The organism is Brooklawnia sp. (genome assembly GCF_032229645.1).
In the GTDB taxonomy this organism is placed as follows: domain Bacteria; phylum Actinomycetota; class Actinomycetes; order Propionibacteriales; family Propionibacteriaceae; genus Brooklawnia.
Map to the genome: position 1 here is coordinate 14,069 of NZ_JAVTWX010000121.1, position 15,835 is coordinate 29,903.

General features: G+C 66.6%; 15 protein-coding genes. 8 read left to right on the forward strand and 7 right to left on the reverse strand.

What is annotated here, in order from left to right; all coding sequences use genetic code 11:
* Positions 1 to 7: 7 nt before the first annotated feature.
* Together AAFP05_RS09195 and mgtA are read right to left on the reverse strand one after the other, a co-directional pair.
* Complete coding sequence (locus AAFP05_RS09195) at positions 8 to 1,498, reverse strand: solute carrier family 23 protein (RefSeq protein ID WP_341729561.1); 1,491 nt, start codon at positions 1,496 to 1,498, stop codon at positions 8 to 10.
* 90 nt (positions 1,499 to 1,588) lie between these two features.
* Positions 1,589 to 4,201, reverse strand: a complete 2,613-nt coding sequence (mgtA, locus tag AAFP05_RS09200) for a magnesium-translocating P-type ATPase (protein ID WP_341729562.1) — start codon at positions 4,199 to 4,201, stop codon at positions 1,589 to 1,591.
* A gap of 310 nt (positions 4,202 to 4,511) precedes the next feature.
* On the opposite strand from mgtA, the gene AAFP05_RS09205 reads away from it, so the two are divergent.
* Positions 4,512 to 4,709, forward strand: a complete 198-nt coding sequence (locus AAFP05_RS09205; RefSeq protein WP_341729563.1) for a hypothetical protein — start codon at positions 4,512 to 4,514, stop codon at positions 4,707 to 4,709.
* The gene (locus AAFP05_RS09210; RefSeq protein ID WP_341729564.1) at positions 4,706 to 5,263 is read left to right on the forward strand and encodes a hypothetical protein; all 558 of its coding nucleotides are present in this window, start codon (positions 4,706 to 4,708) and stop codon (positions 5,261 to 5,263) included. Before AAFP05_RS09205 ends, AAFP05_RS09210 begins: the two co-directional genes overlap by 4 nt.
* On the opposite strand, the gene AAFP05_RS09215 is transcribed toward AAFP05_RS09210, so the two are convergent.
* On the reverse strand, positions 5,154 to 6,230 hold the full coding sequence (locus tag AAFP05_RS09215; protein WP_341729565.1) for a nucleotidyltransferase family protein: 1,077 nt from the start codon (positions 6,228 to 6,230) through the stop codon (positions 5,154 to 5,156). The genes AAFP05_RS09210 and AAFP05_RS09215 overlap by 110 nt on opposite strands.
* A 22-nt stretch (positions 6,231 to 6,252) precedes the next feature.
* Positions 6,253 to 6,774: a hypothetical protein gene (locus tag AAFP05_RS09220; protein ID WP_341729566.1), complete on the reverse strand. Its 522-nt coding sequence runs from the start codon at positions 6,772 to 6,774 to the stop codon at positions 6,253 to 6,255.
* A 117-nt stretch (positions 6,775 to 6,891) separates the two neighbouring features.
* On the opposite strand from AAFP05_RS09220, the gene AAFP05_RS09225 reads away from it, so the two are divergent.
* Positions 6,892 to 8,397 (forward strand): polysaccharide biosynthesis tyrosine autokinase, encoded by a 1,506-nt coding sequence (locus tag AAFP05_RS09225; RefSeq protein WP_341729567.1) that lies wholly within the window; start codon positions 6,892 to 6,894, stop codon positions 8,395 to 8,397.
* Positions 8,398 to 8,427: 30 nt separating this feature from the next.
* Here AAFP05_RS09225 and AAFP05_RS09230 read toward each other — a convergent pair whose 3' ends face one another.
* The 3 genes from AAFP05_RS09230 to AAFP05_RS09240 all read right to left on the reverse strand — a co-directional run bounded on the left by AAFP05_RS09230 (position 8,428) and on the right by AAFP05_RS09240 (position 11,515).
* Positions 8,428 to 8,748 carry a PqqD family protein gene (locus AAFP05_RS09230; protein WP_341729568.1) on the reverse strand — a complete coding sequence of 107 codons (321 nt, stop codon included), beginning with the start codon at positions 8,746 to 8,748 and terminating at the stop codon, positions 8,428 to 8,430.
* Positions 8,745 to 9,809 carry a hypothetical protein gene (locus AAFP05_RS09235; protein WP_341729569.1) on the reverse strand — a complete coding sequence of 355 codons (1,065 nt, stop codon included), beginning with the start codon at positions 9,807 to 9,809 and terminating at the stop codon, positions 8,745 to 8,747. The genes AAFP05_RS09230 and AAFP05_RS09235 overlap by 4 nt, the downstream gene beginning before the upstream one ends.
* A gap of 146 nt (positions 9,810 to 9,955) precedes the next feature.
* Positions 9,956 to 11,515 (reverse strand): phospholipid carrier-dependent glycosyltransferase, encoded by a 1,560-nt coding sequence (locus tag AAFP05_RS09240; RefSeq protein WP_341729574.1) that lies wholly within the window; start codon positions 11,513 to 11,515, stop codon positions 9,956 to 9,958.
* Between the two features lie 192 nt (positions 11,516 to 11,707).
* On the opposite strand from AAFP05_RS09240, the gene rsmI reads away from it, so the two are divergent.
* Genes rsmI through AAFP05_RS09265 form a run of 5 tightly spaced genes read left to right on the forward strand, consistent with a single transcriptional unit; the run spans position 11,708 to position 15,805 of the window.
* Positions 11,708 to 12,631 carry a 16S rRNA (cytidine(1402)-2'-O)-methyltransferase gene (rsmI, locus tag AAFP05_RS09245; RefSeq protein ID WP_341729570.1) on the forward strand — a complete coding sequence of 308 codons (924 nt, stop codon included), beginning with the start codon at positions 11,708 to 11,710 and terminating at the stop codon, positions 12,629 to 12,631.
* Positions 12,628 to 13,515 carry a TatD family hydrolase gene (locus AAFP05_RS09250; RefSeq protein WP_341729571.1) on the forward strand — a complete coding sequence of 296 codons (888 nt, stop codon included), beginning with the start codon at positions 12,628 to 12,630 and terminating at the stop codon, positions 13,513 to 13,515. The genes rsmI and AAFP05_RS09250 overlap by 4 nt, the downstream gene beginning before the upstream one ends.
* Positions 13,508 to 14,362: a 16S rRNA (adenine(1518)-N(6)/adenine(1519)-N(6))-dimethyltransferase RsmA gene (rsmA, locus tag AAFP05_RS09255; protein WP_341729572.1), complete on the forward strand. Its 855-nt coding sequence runs from the start codon at positions 13,508 to 13,510 to the stop codon at positions 14,360 to 14,362. Before AAFP05_RS09250 ends, rsmA begins: the two co-directional genes overlap by 8 nt.
* Positions 14,359 to 15,309 carry a 4-(cytidine 5'-diphospho)-2-C-methyl-D-erythritol kinase gene (locus AAFP05_RS09260; RefSeq protein WP_341729573.1) on the forward strand — a complete coding sequence of 317 codons (951 nt, stop codon included), beginning with the start codon at positions 14,359 to 14,361 and terminating at the stop codon, positions 15,307 to 15,309. Before rsmA ends, AAFP05_RS09260 begins: the two co-directional genes overlap by 4 nt.
* A 10-nt stretch (positions 15,310 to 15,319) precedes the next feature.
* Positions 15,320 to 15,805 carry a MarR family transcriptional regulator gene (locus tag AAFP05_RS09265; RefSeq protein WP_341729575.1) on the forward strand — a complete coding sequence of 162 codons (486 nt, stop codon included), beginning with the start codon at positions 15,320 to 15,322 and terminating at the stop codon, positions 15,803 to 15,805.
* Positions 15,806 to 15,835: the final 30 nt, after the last annotated feature.

Consider the following 15,835-nt stretch of genomic DNA (forward strand, 5'->3'; position numbering starts at 1 on the left):
GTACACCCTATTCGCTGCCGGTGGCCTCCTTCGTCAGGTCCTGCGTGTGGTGCTTCCTGCCGCCCACCGCAGGAATCTGACCCGACTCATAGGCTCCAGGCGCATCCACGATCAGGACGGCGCCCTCGGCCGATTCGACGAGTTTCTTCGGCGCGATCGCCTTCGCCACGTGGTACATCACGATGGTCACGATGGTACCCAGCGCGATACCGCCCAGCGAGAAGCTGTCGGTGAAGTGCAGGCTGACGTCACCGACGCCGATGATGATGCCCGCGGCCACCGGGACGAGGTTGAGCGGGTTACCGAAGTCGACCTTGTTCTCTTTCCAGATCTTGGCGCCGAGCAGGCCGATCATGCCGTAGAGGACGACGGTGATGCCGCCCAGCACCCCGCCCGGGGTGGCCGAGATGACCGCACCGAACTTGGGGGAGAAACCGAACAGAATCGCCACGACCGACGCAACCGCGTACGCCGCCGTCGAGTAGACGCGGGTGGCCGCCATCACGCCGATGTTCTCGGCGTAGGTGGTGGTGGGGCCGGCGCCGACGAAGGTCGCCAACATCGAGGTCACGCCATCAGCGCCCAGGGCGCGTCCCATGTAGGCGTCGAGATTGGTGTTCGTCATCTCTGCGACGGCCTTGACGTGCCCGGTGTTCTCGGCGATCAACGCGATCACCACGGGCAGCGCGATCAGCGCGAAAGCGAAGTTGAAATCGGGCAGGTGGAAGCCCACCACATTGTCCGGGCTCCCCAGTTTCCAATTGGCGAGATCGGTAACCGGGGGCAGACCGATCCAGTCTGCTTGCGCCACCTTCGTCCAATCGACTCGCAGGGCGTGGGTCACCGCGCCGTCGGTGGCCACGATCGTCCGCGGTCCCAGGACGATATCGGCCAGCCAGCTGAGCACGTATCCGATGATCAGGGAGAGGAAGATGGCGATGCGTCCGGCGAAGCCGCGCAGGCCCACCGACAGGCAGATCACGACGATCATCACGATCAGCGCTATCCACTGATCCTGTGGCCAGTAGGTCTTGGCGACCACCGGAGCGAGATTGAAACCGATCAGCATGACGACCGCACCGGTGACCGCGGGCGGCAGCGCTTTGTGGATGATCTCCGAGCCCATGAAGTGGATGATCAGGCCGACGATGAACAGCCCGACGCCGCACCAGAACATGGCGCCGCTGACCGCGTCCGGTTTGCCGCCCTGGGCGTAGATCGCCGTTGCGACGCCGACGAATGAGGCCGAACTGCCCAGGTAGCTGGGTACCCGGTGCTTGACCGCGACGAGGAAGATCAGCGTCGCAATGCCGCTCATCATCACCGCGAGCTGCGGGTTGAGACCCATCAGCAGCGGGAAGACGAACGTGGCGCCGAACATTGCGACGACATGCTGGGCGCCCAGCCCGATCGTCTTGCCCCAGGTCAGCCGTTCGTCCGGCTTGACGACGTCGTCGGGTCCGAGAACCCCGTTGTTGTGCAGCTTCCAGATGGCCATTCGTGTCCTTTCCAGTTGGGCAGTCTAAACGGCGCGCATTACAGCCGGCGAACACGACAGCGGGTGGTACGCGGACGACCTGGACGAGGTTCAGTGCCGTGCCGCCCGCGGGGCCGGTGAGCGATGCGCGGGAATCCGCCAGAAGACCTTCTTGGTCAGTTCGGTGACCACGCAGTAGGCGAACGCGATCACCACGACCAGGACGGCCAATTCGACCGGGGGACGAGACAGCCGCAGGAACTCGCCCGCCGGCGTGAGCACGATCGCGAAGGTCACGATGACCACGACCCCGCTGAGCAGAGTCAGGATGCCACCCGGACGACTGCGCCAGAACGGCCCGCGGGTGCGCAGCACGAAGAGCACCAACACCTCGGTGAGCACCGAGCCGAGAAACCAGGCGCTCTGGAATTCTTCTTCTCCGGCGTGGAAGACCATCCGCAGCACGATGAAGGTCACGATGTCGAAGACCGAGCTGATCAGGCCGAAGACGATCATGTAGTTGCGGATCAGCCGCATATTCCAGCGCTGCGGCCGGGCAAGCTGCCGCTCGTCCACGTTGTCGGTGGCGATCGCGGTGGCGGGCAGATCGGTGAGCAGATTGATCATCAGGATCTGCGCGGCCAACAGCGGCAGGAATGGCAGCACCACCGACGCGATCGCCATCGAGATCATGTTCCCGAAGTTCGCGCTGGTAGTCATCTGGATGTACTTCATCGTGTTCGCGAAGGTGCGCCGGCCCTGCTGCATGCCTCCCAGCAGCGAACGCAGATCGTTCTCCAACATCACGATGGACGCCGACTCCGCCGCGACATCCGCCGCGCCCTGCACCGAGATCCCGACATCGGCGGCCCGCAGCGCCGGGGCGTCGTTGATGCCGTCGCCCAGGTAGCCGACGGTTTGATCCGAGCCGGACAGCGCCCGGACGATGCGTTCCTTGTGACTCGGTGTCGTCTCGCAGAAGACTTGCGCCTGGGATACCCGGACGGCCAGCGCGCCATCGTCCATCGCGTCCAGTTCGGCACCGGTGATCACCGTTCGGGGATCCAGCCCCAGCCGGCCGGCGATATACCTGGCCGCCGGACGAGAATCGCCCGTGATCATCCGCACCGAAACTCCCGCCTGCGCGAAATCGGCGATCGTCGCAGCAGCATCCGGCTTGACCGGGTCGGCGAACGCCAGCAGGCCGATCAGTCTCAGGCCACTCTCATCGTCCGGGTGTAACGCCGCAGAAGCGGCCGACATCGGTTTGGTGGCCACCGCGAGCACGCGCATTCCGTTCCCGGCGAGTTCGTCGACCACCGCGTTGACTCGCTCGCGGGCCGCTGCGATCGACTGAATCGTGCCATCGGCGGCGCACGCGTCGGCGCAGCGCGTCAGCACCGGATTCACCGCCCCCTTCGTGATCAGCGTGGCCGACCCGGCGATAGCCTGCGCCGGGCCCGGCCCAGACGCGGTCTCGGGATCGTCGACAAGCACACTCAGGCATTTGCGGTCGAAGTCGTAGGGCAGTTCGTCGATCAGCTTCACATCGGAGGCCTCGATACCGGCCTGCTTCGCGGCGTCGGCGATCGCGGCGTCCATCGCGTTGCTGAGCCCGCGCTGCAGGGTCGCATTCAGTGCGGCGGTGCGCAGCAGCGTGGGCGCGGGGCTGCCATCGATGGCCAGCGCCGCGTCGAGGCGGATGGACCCTTGCGTCATCGTGCCGGTCTTATCGGTGCACAGCACCGTCATCGCGCCGAAATCCTCGATCGCGTTCAACCGTTTGACGATCACCTTGTGCCGGGCGATCTCGCGTGCGCCGCGCGCAAGACTGATCCCGACGATCGCGGGCAGCAGTTGCGGCGTGAGGCCGACGGCCAGCGACAACGAGAAGAGGGCGGAGTCGACGAGCGGACGATGCAGCAAGAGGTTGGCGACGAAGATCGCGATCACCAGCACGGTCATCACCCGGGCCAGCAGCAACCCGAAACGGGTCATTCCGCGCTCGAAGCCGGTGGGGCGCGGGCGGTGCCGCATCGACTGCATCACCCGGCCGAATTCGGTGTCGGCGCCGGTGGCCACCACGACGACACTGCCCGATCCGCTCGCCACGTGGGTGCCCATGAAGACGACGTTCGAGCGGTCCGCGAGCGCGGTGCCGGCGGCCACCGGGTCGGGATTCTTGACTGCGGGGAAGGTCTCGCCGGTGAGGCTGGATTGGTCGAGCTGCAGATCGTCGCAGCGCAGCACCACGCAATCGGCAGGCAGAATGTCTCCGCCGGCGATCTCGACCACATCGCCCGGGACGACCTCGTCGAAGGGCACCTGGACGATCGCGCCGTCGCGGTGCACGTCGGCGGTCAGCCGGACTGTTGACAGCAAGGCCTGCATCGCGTTTGCGGCGCCGCGTTCCTGCGCGAAGTCGAGCAGCCCGGACAGCACCACGATGATCAGGATGATGATCGCGTCGGTCCAGTCGCCCAGCAGACCGGACAAGATGGTCGCGCCGACCAGGATCAAGATGATGGGGCTGGTGAACTGATGTGCGAGCAGACGCCAGTTGCCGGTATCGGCATGCTGCGCCAGGGCGTGGGTGCGGGCATCGGGCAGTCGCTCGGCCGCGGCGCGGGCAGCCAACCCATCCGGCCCCGAACCCAGGGACGCGGCGATCTCAGCACCGGACCTCGTCCAGTACGCATCCCCGGTTCCGATAGCCTCGGTCACGCTGTGATCATAGATCCGCCGAAGAACTGCCGCTGCGGGCGGCTTCGGTGAAGCACTGGAGCCGTGCCTCCAGCAAAGGTCCACAGCCGAGCCGGCATCGTGTCGCGCCACCTGCACACTGTGACATCGGTCATAATGATGGGACGAGCCGCGGTTCGCCAATGCGTCATCGGCGTATCGCAGCCAACATCCCAGACGGTGGCCCCGACACCCCATGGTGCGCCGGGCCAGCCACGGCCACACAAGCCAGAGGTTAATGAGGCTGAGGGTCCTTAGCGCGAGCCACAGCACCCTCGGAGAAGAGCACACCATGGAGTCAACCGGATATTTGAGCATCTTGCGCCAGTGTTGGCGCAGCGCCCCGGCGGTCAGGTTCAGCACCGACTCGTCCCCGCTGACGCCGGCGACCGACGCCGCCGTCTTGTCGCGGGTCACCGATGGCGCGCCAGTGGTGGCTAGCTGCAATATCGCCCGGCGTCCGGCCCGAGCCATTCAGCACGTGCAATGAGTGCTGAACCCATTCACATCTTGACGGTGTGCACCGGCAACATCTGCCGGTCACCTGCTGCTGAGCGATTGCTGGCCGCCGGTCTTGGCGATGCCGCGAACGTGTCCAGCGCCGGGACGGCCGCTTTGCCAGGACATCCGATGGACGCCGCCATGGTGTCGTTGGTGGAGGCCGCTGGAGCGTCGGCAGACGGATTTGCCGCGCGGCAGCTCACGCCCGCGATGGTGCAGTCTGCGGACCTGATCTTGGCGCTGACGGCCGCTCATCGCGGTCAGGCGGTGCGGCTGGCGCCGGCGGTAGTCCGGCGGTCGTTCACCGTCTTGGAGTTCGCGCGGATCGTAGGTTCGCAGGCCTTCCCTGCCTTGACTGTTGACTCAAGGCCGGATCGCCTTCGAGAAATGGTGCAGCAAGCGGCGCCTCGGCGCATGCTGGGCGCCGATGGGGTCACTGACGATGACGTGCCGGATCCGTTCCGGCGTGGACCCGAGGTCTTTGCATCCTCGTTCGCGATGATCCGCGATGCCGTTGACGTGATTGTGGGTGCTGTTCGCTGAGCTGGGATGGCGAGGCGCCAATGTCGGGTTCGGCTAGCGCCCCGAGCGCTCGTTCAGTCACGTTGTCCCGGTGTGCTCCGGCGATGCCGAGCATGGCGCCGGGGATCTTCGCGATGCCCCGGGCCAATCGGCGCAGGCGACCCCCGATGGGCGACCCCGCCTCCTCGGGATACGCCACCAGGAAGTAGTCCTCGGCCGGCCACAGCGCTCGCCAGAAGCGGACGAGCTTGTCCCGCAGACCCGAACCCTCGGACGCGTAGCGCAACCAGGTTCGCAGTGAAGTCGCCTGTCCGGTCGCCCGGAGCCGCCACGCCTGGAGCGCTTCGTTGTCGATGACGACCTCGTCGCGGCGGGCAGTCACGCCGAGCAGGGGGAGGATGTCTTGCAGCGCCCGCGCAGCCCCGGTGCGGGCGGCCACCTCGGCGATGTCGGCGCGTTGTTGGTCGTCCCAGTCACGCGAGATCTCGATGAGGTGCACCAGTTCGGAAGTGTGGCGGGGATTGTCCACCGTGCTGCGCACCGAATGCAAGGCCATGACGATGGCGCTGGACGAATAGTCGGTGATGGGAACGTCGTGACCTGCGGTGTGCATCGATTGCCGTCTGCTCCACAGCTCGTCGAACGTCACGGCCGGGTCGGCCAGGAAGCCCGGGAACCGGCGGTGCACGTCGATATCGCATGGCCAGTCGTCGTGGATCACCGTCACCGAGTGATGTCTGAGCGGGAAGTCGTTGTATTCGCCCAGCCGGGGGTGCCAGCCGAACTCGGCGAGCGTGGCAAGAACGGTGTCCACCTTGGCTGGTTCGACCAGGATGTCGATATCTGCGGACACTCTGTCGACTCGAAGCCGGTGGTGAGTCAGTGAAATGCCCTTGATCAGCATGAGCCTGGCCTCGGATAGCTCGGCTGTTCTCAGCGCAAGTGCGCAGGCCAGAGCATTCGCTTCTGCGCGGGTGAGGAGCGTCAACGATATTCCGCAGTCCAAGAGCTCACCACGAAGGCACGGTCACGGTCACGGGGCCGGCGGTGAGCGGCTCAACGGTCCAGCTCCCGGTTACGGTCGTGCTGTTGTTGTCGGCGCGGTAGCTCGTGAGCACTATCGTGGCCGTCAACGTGACTGTGTACTGATCCCCGGGAGTGAGATCCCGGAACGAGAAGGTGTCTTGGTAGTGCAGGAGGCCTGACTGCGTGAAGGTCTGAGTTATGGAAGGACCACCACCCACCGGCGCCGCGATGATGACGACAGTGAAAGTCGCGGTCACAGCGGGCCACTTGACTATGACGCCGAAGTTGCCGTCGAACCCACCCTTAGCCGCCCATGCTCCGAAGTGACTAACGCTCGGCGCGATGTCTACAGGTGGCTGCTCCGGCGAAGAAGCCGACTTGGCCGGAGTGTCTGCGGCGGCCTTCACCACCGGCGCACTCCACACCGTGCCGACCACGGCGGCACCCAGGACGGCTCGTCGGCTGGCCCTCGCCGATGCGCCGGTGTGCTCAAGATTTGATTCCATTTCAGCTCCCCCGATACCGACCGCATGTGCCCATCCCTTCGGGCACTTTCAGTGTATTGGTTCTCGTTAATTCGTCAAATTCTGTACCCGTTTGCAGTCATGACGTACATTGCTTCCGTGGAACTGAGCGAGTATTTGCGAATCCTGCGCGCCAACTGGGTGGCAATAATTGTCCTGGTCGTCATCGCGGTGTCAGCCGCAGGCATCTTCAGCTTCTTGCAACCGAAGGTGTACACGGCCGAGGCAAGCGGTTATGTCGCCACCCCCGGGTCCACAGATATCGGCTCTTCCATGGTCGGCGATCAGCTCGCACAATCGAAGGTGCGGTCTTATGTGACAATCGGAACATGGCGTTCGGTGGCCGAAGCCGCTATCAATGAATTGGGGTTATCCGACTCACCCGAGGGGTTAATTAATAGGGTGACTGTAACTAACCCCGCTGATACCGTGGTCCTTCATATTTCCGCCACTGGATCAACCCCGGAAGCCGCCCGTGATCTGGCAGAAGCCTGGATTCGCGGCATGATCTTCGAGATAGACAAGATCGAGGGTGCCGATGGCCAGCAGCCCGCCGTTCAGCTGGTGCCCGGCGATTCGGCGCGGCTGCCGACCGCGCCGAGTTCGCCCAACATCAAGATGAATCTGGCCCTGGGCGGACTGATCGGCGTCCTGCTCGGCGCCGGTTACGCAGTGTTGCGAGAATGGCTCGACCGGCGCATCCGATCGGCCGAGGGAGTCGAGACCGCCACCGGGCTGTCGGTGGTCGGCACCATCCCCCTCAAGGAAGGCGGCAGCAGCAGCGCCGACGGCAAGCAACTGATCTCGGGTGCTGGCCTCCACGACAGCGGGTGGACGGCGATCGCCGAATCCTTCCGCGGCCTGCGCACCAACCTGCAGTACATGAGCGTGGACGACCCGCCCCGCGTGATCGTCGTCACCAGTCCGACGCCCGGCGACGGCAAGACTTTCACCGCATCCAACCTAGCCACGGCGCTAGCTCAGACCGGGCAGCGCACCGTATTGATCGACGCCGATCTGCGGCGTCCCCGGATTGCCAAGACCTTCGGTGTCTTGGCAGACGCGGGCCTCACCGACGCACTCGCCTCCCGCGTGGCCGTGGCCGACCTGCTTCAGCCGGTCGACGGCGCACCCGGCCTGCAGGTACTCGCCGCCGGCCCCGTCCCGCCCAACCCCAGCGAGCTGCTCGGTTCGGAGACGATGCAGAGGCTGCTGGCTGACCTGTCCAAGCAGGCGTTCGTGGTCGTGGACGCGCCCCCACTGCTGCCCGTCACCGATGCTGCCGTCCTGACCACCCTCACCGACGGCGCACTGGTGGTGGTCAACACCGGAAAGACCACCTACGAGATGCTCGACCAGGCACTGGGGCTGTTGGCCAAGGCCAACGGCAAGGCGCTGGGCGTGGTCATGAATCGCGTTCCTCGCAGTGGCCGGGGAGCACTTCATTTCGGGTATCAGTACACCGACGACTACCAGGGTGATCCGGTGTACTCGCAGGCTAGGTCCGCGATCAATCCGGAGGCAGCCGGGGTGAGATCGCTCGAAGCGCATGGGGTGAGGGCGGGCGTGGCGTCCAGGGCCAAACGCGCCACGCGAGCGATCTGACTTCCGCGAGCGACGCGGCGTCGAGCAGCATCAAGCGGGCACCGCAGCGCCTCGCCGCACCAGCAGGTCGTTCGCCTGCAGCTGCTGCAGGAAGCCCTGGACATCGGGGGCGATTTGTTCAGCGGTCATGCCGAACTGCTCGGCCAGTGCATCAATGAGCTCATCTTCGAGAACCAGCGGGTGCGGTGCCTGGTCGTCGTCCGATAGCAGATACAACCAGATCGCGGCGCCGGTGCCCAGCAGCGCCTTCGGCTGCCGTCCGGGATGATCAAGGTTGATCGCTATCACCCGTTGCGGATTGGTCACCACGTACGCGGCCTGGTCATTGATCTGCCAGGCGTTGCCGCTCATGCCTGGGCCACCTTCGTCAGCGCTCCTTGGGTCAGTAGTTCGTCAACGGCCGCGCGGGTGCGCAGCTGAATGTCTCCCTGCTCGGGAGCGCCGAAACGGGCCGCCAGCCGCTGGGCCAGTGCCGCAATCTCGATCGGCTCCGCGGTCTCGTCGAGGACGGCAGTGCCGAGTTCGCCCACGCGCACCAGGTGGTCGTCCAATAGCAGGAGCACCTCTGGCTGCGGCTCGCTGCGGGTCAAGACATCGGCCGCTTCTACGCGCCGCACCCACAGCGGCATGCCGAGCACGGTTTCGAACAGGCCGTGGAGCTCGGGGGCATCGCGGTAGGCCACCTGCAGGACCGGTCCGGTCTGGCGGGTCAACGATTGCAGGCGATGCAGACCGTCGTCGAGTGCGCTCAGCGATGAGGTCTGGGGCGCCAGAACCACCGCTGCGTCGAACAGGTCGAGCGGGGTGATCACCGGGGCACCGTGGTGGGTATCGCTGCGGTTGAGAATGACCAGCCTCGCCAGAAATGGTTCCGGGTGGGCGGGTGCGAACCCGAGTTCGTCGGGAGACATCTCGCGGCGGGGCTGCCCATCGGTACTGCGCACGGACAACGGCTTCGGATAGCCGAAGACGCGCAGGCGTTCGTCCAAAGCGATCGTCTCGTCGGACAGGTAGCCGAATCGGCCGCTTAACGACAGCGTCAGAGTGGTCTTGCCGGTCCGGCTCGGGGCCACATAGACGATGCTGGCGCCGGTCTCGGGGTTGCACACGCCTCCGGCGTGAAGCATCAGCAGCTTGCCGGCCTGCTGACCGATCAGCTCGGCGGTGATCCGTTGGGTGGTGCGCTCCCAGAACGCCGGCTCGTTGTCGGGGGTTGCCCCGAGACTGATGACCGGGGCTTCCCGATCGCGCGGCTCAGGCCGCAGGCAGCGCGTCCACTGATGTTGGAGGGTCGCCATCTGCTGCTCGGAGTCGGGATCCTCGGATACCACACGCAGGCAGCCGCCGAGTCCATGAATGACGGCGCCACAGACACCGGACGGGCTAGTCGCTGCAGCCCCCGAGACGCTCATGCCGTCAGTCTAGAGGTGCGCAGAGGTGCGTCGCCGCTGGCGACAGCCACCAAGATCCCTCCAGCCTCGGGGACCTTATCGCCAAGCCCGGACGACCCGCTGACCTTGCCTACGTGAAGCGTGCAAACCTGAGGGTCTGGAGCGTCCTAAATCCAGCCGGGCAGCCACATCCGTAGGCTCCACATCGTCCGGGTCATCAGCTGATCGGTCAGGACCGGATAGATGAACCAGAAGTCGGCCACGATCAGCAGCACGACCACACCGACGATGAGCGCGCCGCGTTTTCGCCGGTGTCCCGCATCGGCCGGCCCCAGGATCTTGCCGAGCACCATGGCCAGCACGGTCGCGGTGAACGGGATGATCATGATCGCGTAGAAGAAGAAGAGCGGACGATCGGCGTTCGGGAACCACATCAGCCACGGCGTCAGCCCGGCGACCAGCGGAATCGCGAACCGCCAGTCGCGTCCCAGCCACCACAGGCCGAGGCCGATGACGATGGCGATGAGCGCGGCCCACCACAGCAGCGGGGTGCCGACGCCCGAGATCACCCGCAGGCAGGTGTCGCCGCCGGTCGCGTTGCAGCCGTCGACCCCCGGCTTGATGTCATTGACCGCGTCGATGCCGATCACGCGACCCATGAACAGCCAGGTCATCGGCGGGGCCTCATAGACGTGGGTCTGCTCGGCGATCCAGTCGCCGGTGTGAAAGCCGTAGATCTCGCGGTGGTAGTAAGCCAGCGAACCCAGCGCATTCCCGAAATGACGTACCCAGAAATCGTCGGGGTGCTTCGTCCCGAAGTCGCGGCCCCAGCCGCCCGGTGTGGTCAACCAGGACCACCAGGTGGCCACGTAGATCAACCCGGCGGTCACAACCATCGAGATGAACGCGAGCGGCGCGTCCAAGAGAATCGACCGGAACGCCTTGCCGGACGCCCCGGCGGTGCGCCTGGAGGTGACGTCGTAGATCACGGCCATCGCGCCCATCGCCGCGAGCACATACATCGCATTCCATTTGCAGCCGATGGCCAGCCCGAAGGTCAACCCGGCGGCCCAGCGCCAGGGCCGCCACCACAGCAGCGGCCCGTAGCCACCTTGGAGATCTTGCAGCCCGTTGGTGCGCAGATAGCAGGCGAGCTTGTGGCGGAACCAGTCGCGGTCTGCCACCAGGCAGGCGACCGCCATCACGGTGAAGGCCGCCTCGAAGATGTCGAGCAGTGCGATGCGGCTCATTGCGAACGAGAGCCCGTCGAAGGTGATGAACAGCCCCGCCATCGCCCCGACCAGGGTCGAGCGCGACAGCCGCCGGGCCATCCGGATGGTGGCCATCACCAGCAGGGTCCCGAAGACGACCGCGGCGATTCTCCAGCCGAAGCTGTTCATGCCGAAGACGTATTCGCCGGAGGCGATCAGCCATTTGCCCAACTGCGGGTGGACGATGAACGACGGGTTGTCGGTGAAGATGTCGGTGAACCCGGCGACGATCTGATCGTTCGCGTCCTTCGGCCAGTCCGCCTCGTAGCCCAGGTGCAGCAGCGTCCAGGCATCTTTCGCGTAGTAGGTCTCGTCGAAGGCGAGATTCGCCGGGCGGGCCAGATTGATGATGCGCAGAATGAAGGCGAGCGCGCCGATGACGATGGTGACCAGCCAGCTGATCGCGCGGTCGTTGCGCAGCACCTGGGCGTCGTCCAGCCGGTCGATCGTCGACATCAACGGGTCGGCGTGAGTTCCGCGCAGTCGTTCGGACGCCTTGCTGGGCAGCGTTCGCACTGCCTGGAGGGCTCGGTCGAGCAGCGGGAGACTCACCCGGCCCATCTTAGGTGGGGCTGGTCGAGGGCCCGGGGCACCGGAGACAGGCCGGCGTGCGATCCGATGCCTGTCGGGTCAGCTACCCTGACAGGCATGAGCAGAGCCGAGTTCCAGCCGGGCAGTGGGCGTCTCGTGCTGGCGGGCACCCCTATCGGCGATGCCCAGGATGCTTCTCCGGCTCTGGTGCGCGCATTGAGTGAAGCCGATGTGATCGCTGCGGAGGACACCCGGCTGCTGCGCACGCTGCTGCTGCGCCTCGGCGTCACGACCGATGCCGCGGTGGTGAGCTTCTTCGAGGGCAATGAGGCGTTTCGGGTGCCTGGACTGATCGCCGATCTGGAGGCCGGCAAGATCGTTCTGGTCGCCACCGACGCAGGGATGCCCTCGGTCAGCGATCCTGGCTACCGGCTGGTGAGCGCTGCGATCGAGCACGGCATCGCGGTGACCGCGGTGCCCGGGCCGTCCGCGGTGCTGACGGCGCTGGCGATCAGCGGGCTTCCGGTCGACCGGTTCTGCTTCGAGGGCTTTCTGCCCCGCAAACAGGGGGAGCGTCGCCGCCGGCTGCAGGGTCTGGCTGCCGAACCGCGCACCATGGTCTTCTTCGAGGCACCCCACCGGCTGGCCGAGTTCCTCACCGATGCCGCCGCGGCGCTGGGCGCCGATCGTCTCGGCGCGGTCTGCCGCGAGCTGACCAAGCCGTACGAAGAGGTCGTCCGGGGCCCGCTGACCGAGCTGGCCGAATGGGCCGCCGAATCTGCGCGCGGTGAGATCACCGTGGTCATCCAAGGCGCCCCCCAGGTTTCTGCCGATTGGCAGGATGCTCTCGATCAGGTAGACCTGCTGCTGGCAGGTGGCACGAAGCTTTCCGCGGCGGTCGCCGAGGTCGCGCAGGTGACCGGACTGCGCCGCCGGGAGCTCTACGCGAAGGCGCTGGCGGCTCGCTCCGTCAACGCCTCTGATGCCGCCAGCGATGGCCGAGGTACTCGTGGAGACGATAATGACAAGGGGAAACGGTGATTGACTCGGTGATCGGACGGCTCGGATTGCCGGCGCAGCCCCCGGTTCTGCCGCGCCCGACGACCGACTCTCATACCCATCTCGATTCCACGCAGGAGTTCTCCGGGCTGCGGGTGGCCGACAATATCGCGGCGGCCGCGGCGGCCGGGGTACATCGCATCGTCCAGATCGGCTGCGATCTCGGCAGCGCGCAATGGTCCGCTCAGCTTGCTGCCAGCTGCCCGCAGGTGATTGCCGCGGTCGCCATCCACCCGAACGATTCGGCGCGGATGACCGATGCTCAGGCGGAGCAGGCGTGGCGGGTGATCGACTCGCTGGCCGCGTCCGGACCGCACGTGCGCGGGGTCGGCGAGACCGGCCTCGACTACTTCCGCACCCGCGAGGCCGACGGTATCGCCCGGCAGAAGGTGATGTTTGCCCGCCACATCGCCACCGCGAAGGCCTATGACCGCACGCTGGTGATCCACGACCGGGACGCTCACGACGACATCGCCGAGGTGCTGGACGCGGAGGGCTGGCCCGAGCGAGTGGTCATGCACTGCTTCAGCGGCGACGCGGGGTTCGCGCGCCGTTGCCTCGACCAGGGCGCCTGGCTCAGCTTCGCCGGCAACATCACCTATAAGGCGAACCGGCAGCTGCGGGAGGCACTCGCGATCACGCCGACCGACCGGATCTTGGCCGAAACCGATGCCCCCTATCTGACTCCGCTGCCGCACCGCGGTAAGCCCAACGCACCGTACCTGCTGGCGCACACGGTCAGATTCATGGCCGACCATCTCGGAGCGGACCTGGCCGAGTTCTGCACCCGGCTCGACCTCAACGCCACCGAAGCCTTCGGCGGGCCGTGGGGCATCTCCCAGCCGGACGGGGACCTTCGTGGCTGAGCTGCTCGATCCGCGGACGATCCGCGAACTCGCCGCCCGGATCGGCCTGCGTCCGACCAAGCAGCGCGGCCAGAACTTCGTGACCGACCCGAACACCGTCCGCCGCATCGTCGCGAAATCGGGCATTACCGCGGACGATGTCGTCCTCGAGGTCGGCCCCGGCCTGGGCTCACTGACACTCGGCCTGCTCGAGACCGGCGCCCAGGTGACCGCTGTCGAGATCGAGGGCGCGCTGGCGGCGCTGCTACCCCAAACCGTCGCCCGATTTCAGCCCGGCAATGCCGAACGGCTGCGAGTCGTGCACACCGACGCACTCAACGTCACCGAACTGCCGGGCCCCGCGCCGACCGCCGTGGTCGCGAATCTGCCCTACAACGTGGCGGTGCCGGTGCTGCTGCACCTGCTGGCGACCTTCGACGACTGGAATCTTGGCCTCGTGATGGTGCAGCTCGAGGTCGCCGACCGGCTCGCCGCGGGCCCCGGCTCGAAGGTCTACGGGGTACCGAGCGCGAAAGTGGCGTGGTACGCCCGGGCCGAGCGGGTGGGCACGGTGCCGCCGACGGTCTTCTGGCCGGCACCCAATGTCGACTCCGGGCTGGTGCGATTGACCCGCCGTGAACCGCCCAGCACGACGGCGAGCCGCCAGCAGGTCTTCGCGGTGATCGATGCGGCCTTCGGCCAGCGCCGCAAGATGCTGCGTTCTGCCTTGTCCGGGCTCTTCGGATCGTCTGCGGCGGCCTCGGAAGCGATCAGCGCTGCGGGGCTCGACCCGACCGCGCGCGGCGAGGTCCTGGAGATCGGTGATTTCGCGCGGATCGCCGAACAGCTGACTAGGGTGACGACGTGAGCCCTGAAGCCGGCAAGACCGATGCCGCTGTGGTCGTCCGCGTGCCGGCCAAGGTGAACCTCGCGCTGTGCGTGGGCCCGCGCCGAGCCGACGGCTATCACGACCTGGCCACCGTCTTTCAGGCGGTCTCGCTCTATGACGAGATCACCGCATTGGCGCGCAGCGACGGGCAGATCACGGTTCAGATGACCGGCGAGGGCAGTGAAGAGTTGCCCTGCGATCAGACCAATCTCGCGTGCAAGGCGGCCCTGGTCCTGCGTGAGTGGGCGGGGGATGCCACGCGTCACGGAGTGGACTTGCGCATCGTCAAGCAGATACCGATGGCCGGTGGCATGGCCGGAGGGTCCGGCGACGCGGCGGCCGTACTGCTGGCCTGCAACCGGCTCTGGGGCGTCGGGCTGCCGCTGGAGGTGCTGTCGGAGCTTGGCGCCGAATTGGGCAGCGATGTCTCCTTCCTGCTCTACGGCGGAAACGCGCTGGGGTTGGGGCGCGGTGAACGACTCACCCCGCAACCGGCGACCGGACGCCTGGAGTGGGTCTTCGCGACCGCCCCGCGCGGCCTGCCGACTCCGCTTGTTTATCGGCATTTCGACGAGATGGCCGACCGTGGCGCCATCGTCCCCGATGCGGAGCTGTCGCCCGACGCTCTGGACGATCTCTGCTCGGGGGAGGCGGCCCGGGTGGCAGCTCGATTGCGCAACGATCTGCAGGCGCCTGCCGTGGAGCTTTACCCGCAGCTCGCCGACACCCTCGAAGCAGGCCTGGCCGCCGGGGCGTTGGCCGGGCTGGTGAGCGGATCGGGACCGACCTGCGCCTTCCTGGCCGCTGACGCCGCGTCCGCGGATGTCGTGGCGTCGAGGATGGCCGCGACAGCCGGTGGCGTCCGCGACGTGCGCAGAGCCTATGGTCCGGTGGATGGCCCGAGGATTGCCAGCGGCCGTGGTTGACTTTCCTGCTATGGATGAGGTCGACGAGCTGGTGGCGGCCTGGCGGCGGGAGCGTCCCGATCTGGATCTCGAACCGATGCAGGTCTGGTCGCGTATCGCCCGGCTCGCGCAGTTGCTGAGCGCCGCCAGGGCGACGGCCTTCGAAGCCCAGGATCTGCAGATCTGGGAGTTCGATGTGCTCGCTGCGTTGCGGCGCGCGGGGAAGCCCTACCGGCTCGCTCCGGGACAGCTGATCGCGCAGACCCACGTGACCTCCGGCACCATGACCAACCGGGTCGACCGGCTCTGCGCGCGCGGGCTGGTCGGCCGGATGGCGAACCCCCAGGACGGCCGGGGGGTACTCGTCCAGCTCACCGCCGAGGGCCGCGAAAAGGTGGATGCCGCGCTGGCCGACCTGGTCTCGACCGAAACCACCATGGTCTCCGGCATGGACGAGGGCGACCAGCAGCACCTGGCTGATTTCCTTCGGGCGCTGCTGCTGGCGGCCCAGCAGTAGCCTTGCTCGGCCCCGGACGGGCTGCGCTGC

Bases quoted from the DNA above. Each gene is read 5' to 3' on its own strand.
- AAFP05_RS09210 (WP_341729564.1), top strand. From the start codon at position 4,706: ATGAGTGCTGAACCCATTCACATCTTGACGGTGTGCACCGGCAACATC.
- AAFP05_RS09205 (WP_341729563.1), top strand. From the start codon at position 4,512: ATGGAGTCAACCGGATATTTGAGCATCTTGCGCCAGTGTTGGCGCAGC.
- AAFP05_RS09220 (WP_341729566.1), bottom strand. From the start codon at position 6,774: ATGGAATCAAATCTTGAGCACACCGGCGCATCGGCGAGGGCCAGCCGA.
- AAFP05_RS09230 (WP_341729568.1), bottom strand. From the start codon at position 8,748: ATGAGCGGCAACGCCTGGCAGATCAATGACCAGGCCGCGTACGTGGTG.
- AAFP05_RS09240 (WP_341729574.1), bottom strand. From the start codon at position 11,515: ATGTCGACGATCGACCGGCTGGACGACGCCCAGGTGCTGCGCAACGAC.
- AAFP05_RS09235 (WP_341729569.1), bottom strand. From the start codon at position 9,809: ATGAGCGTCTCGGGGGCTGCAGCGACTAGCCCGTCCGGTGTCTGTGGC.
- AAFP05_RS09195 (WP_341729561.1), bottom strand. From the start codon at position 1,498: ATGGCCATCTGGAAGCTGCACAACAACGGGGTTCTCGGACCCGACGAC.
- rsmI (WP_341729570.1), top strand. From the start codon at position 11,708: ATGAGCAGAGCCGAGTTCCAGCCGGGCAGTGGGCGTCTCGTGCTGGCG.
- AAFP05_RS09265 (WP_341729575.1), top strand. From the start codon at position 15,320: ATGGATGAGGTCGACGAGCTGGTGGCGGCCTGGCGGCGGGAGCGTCCC.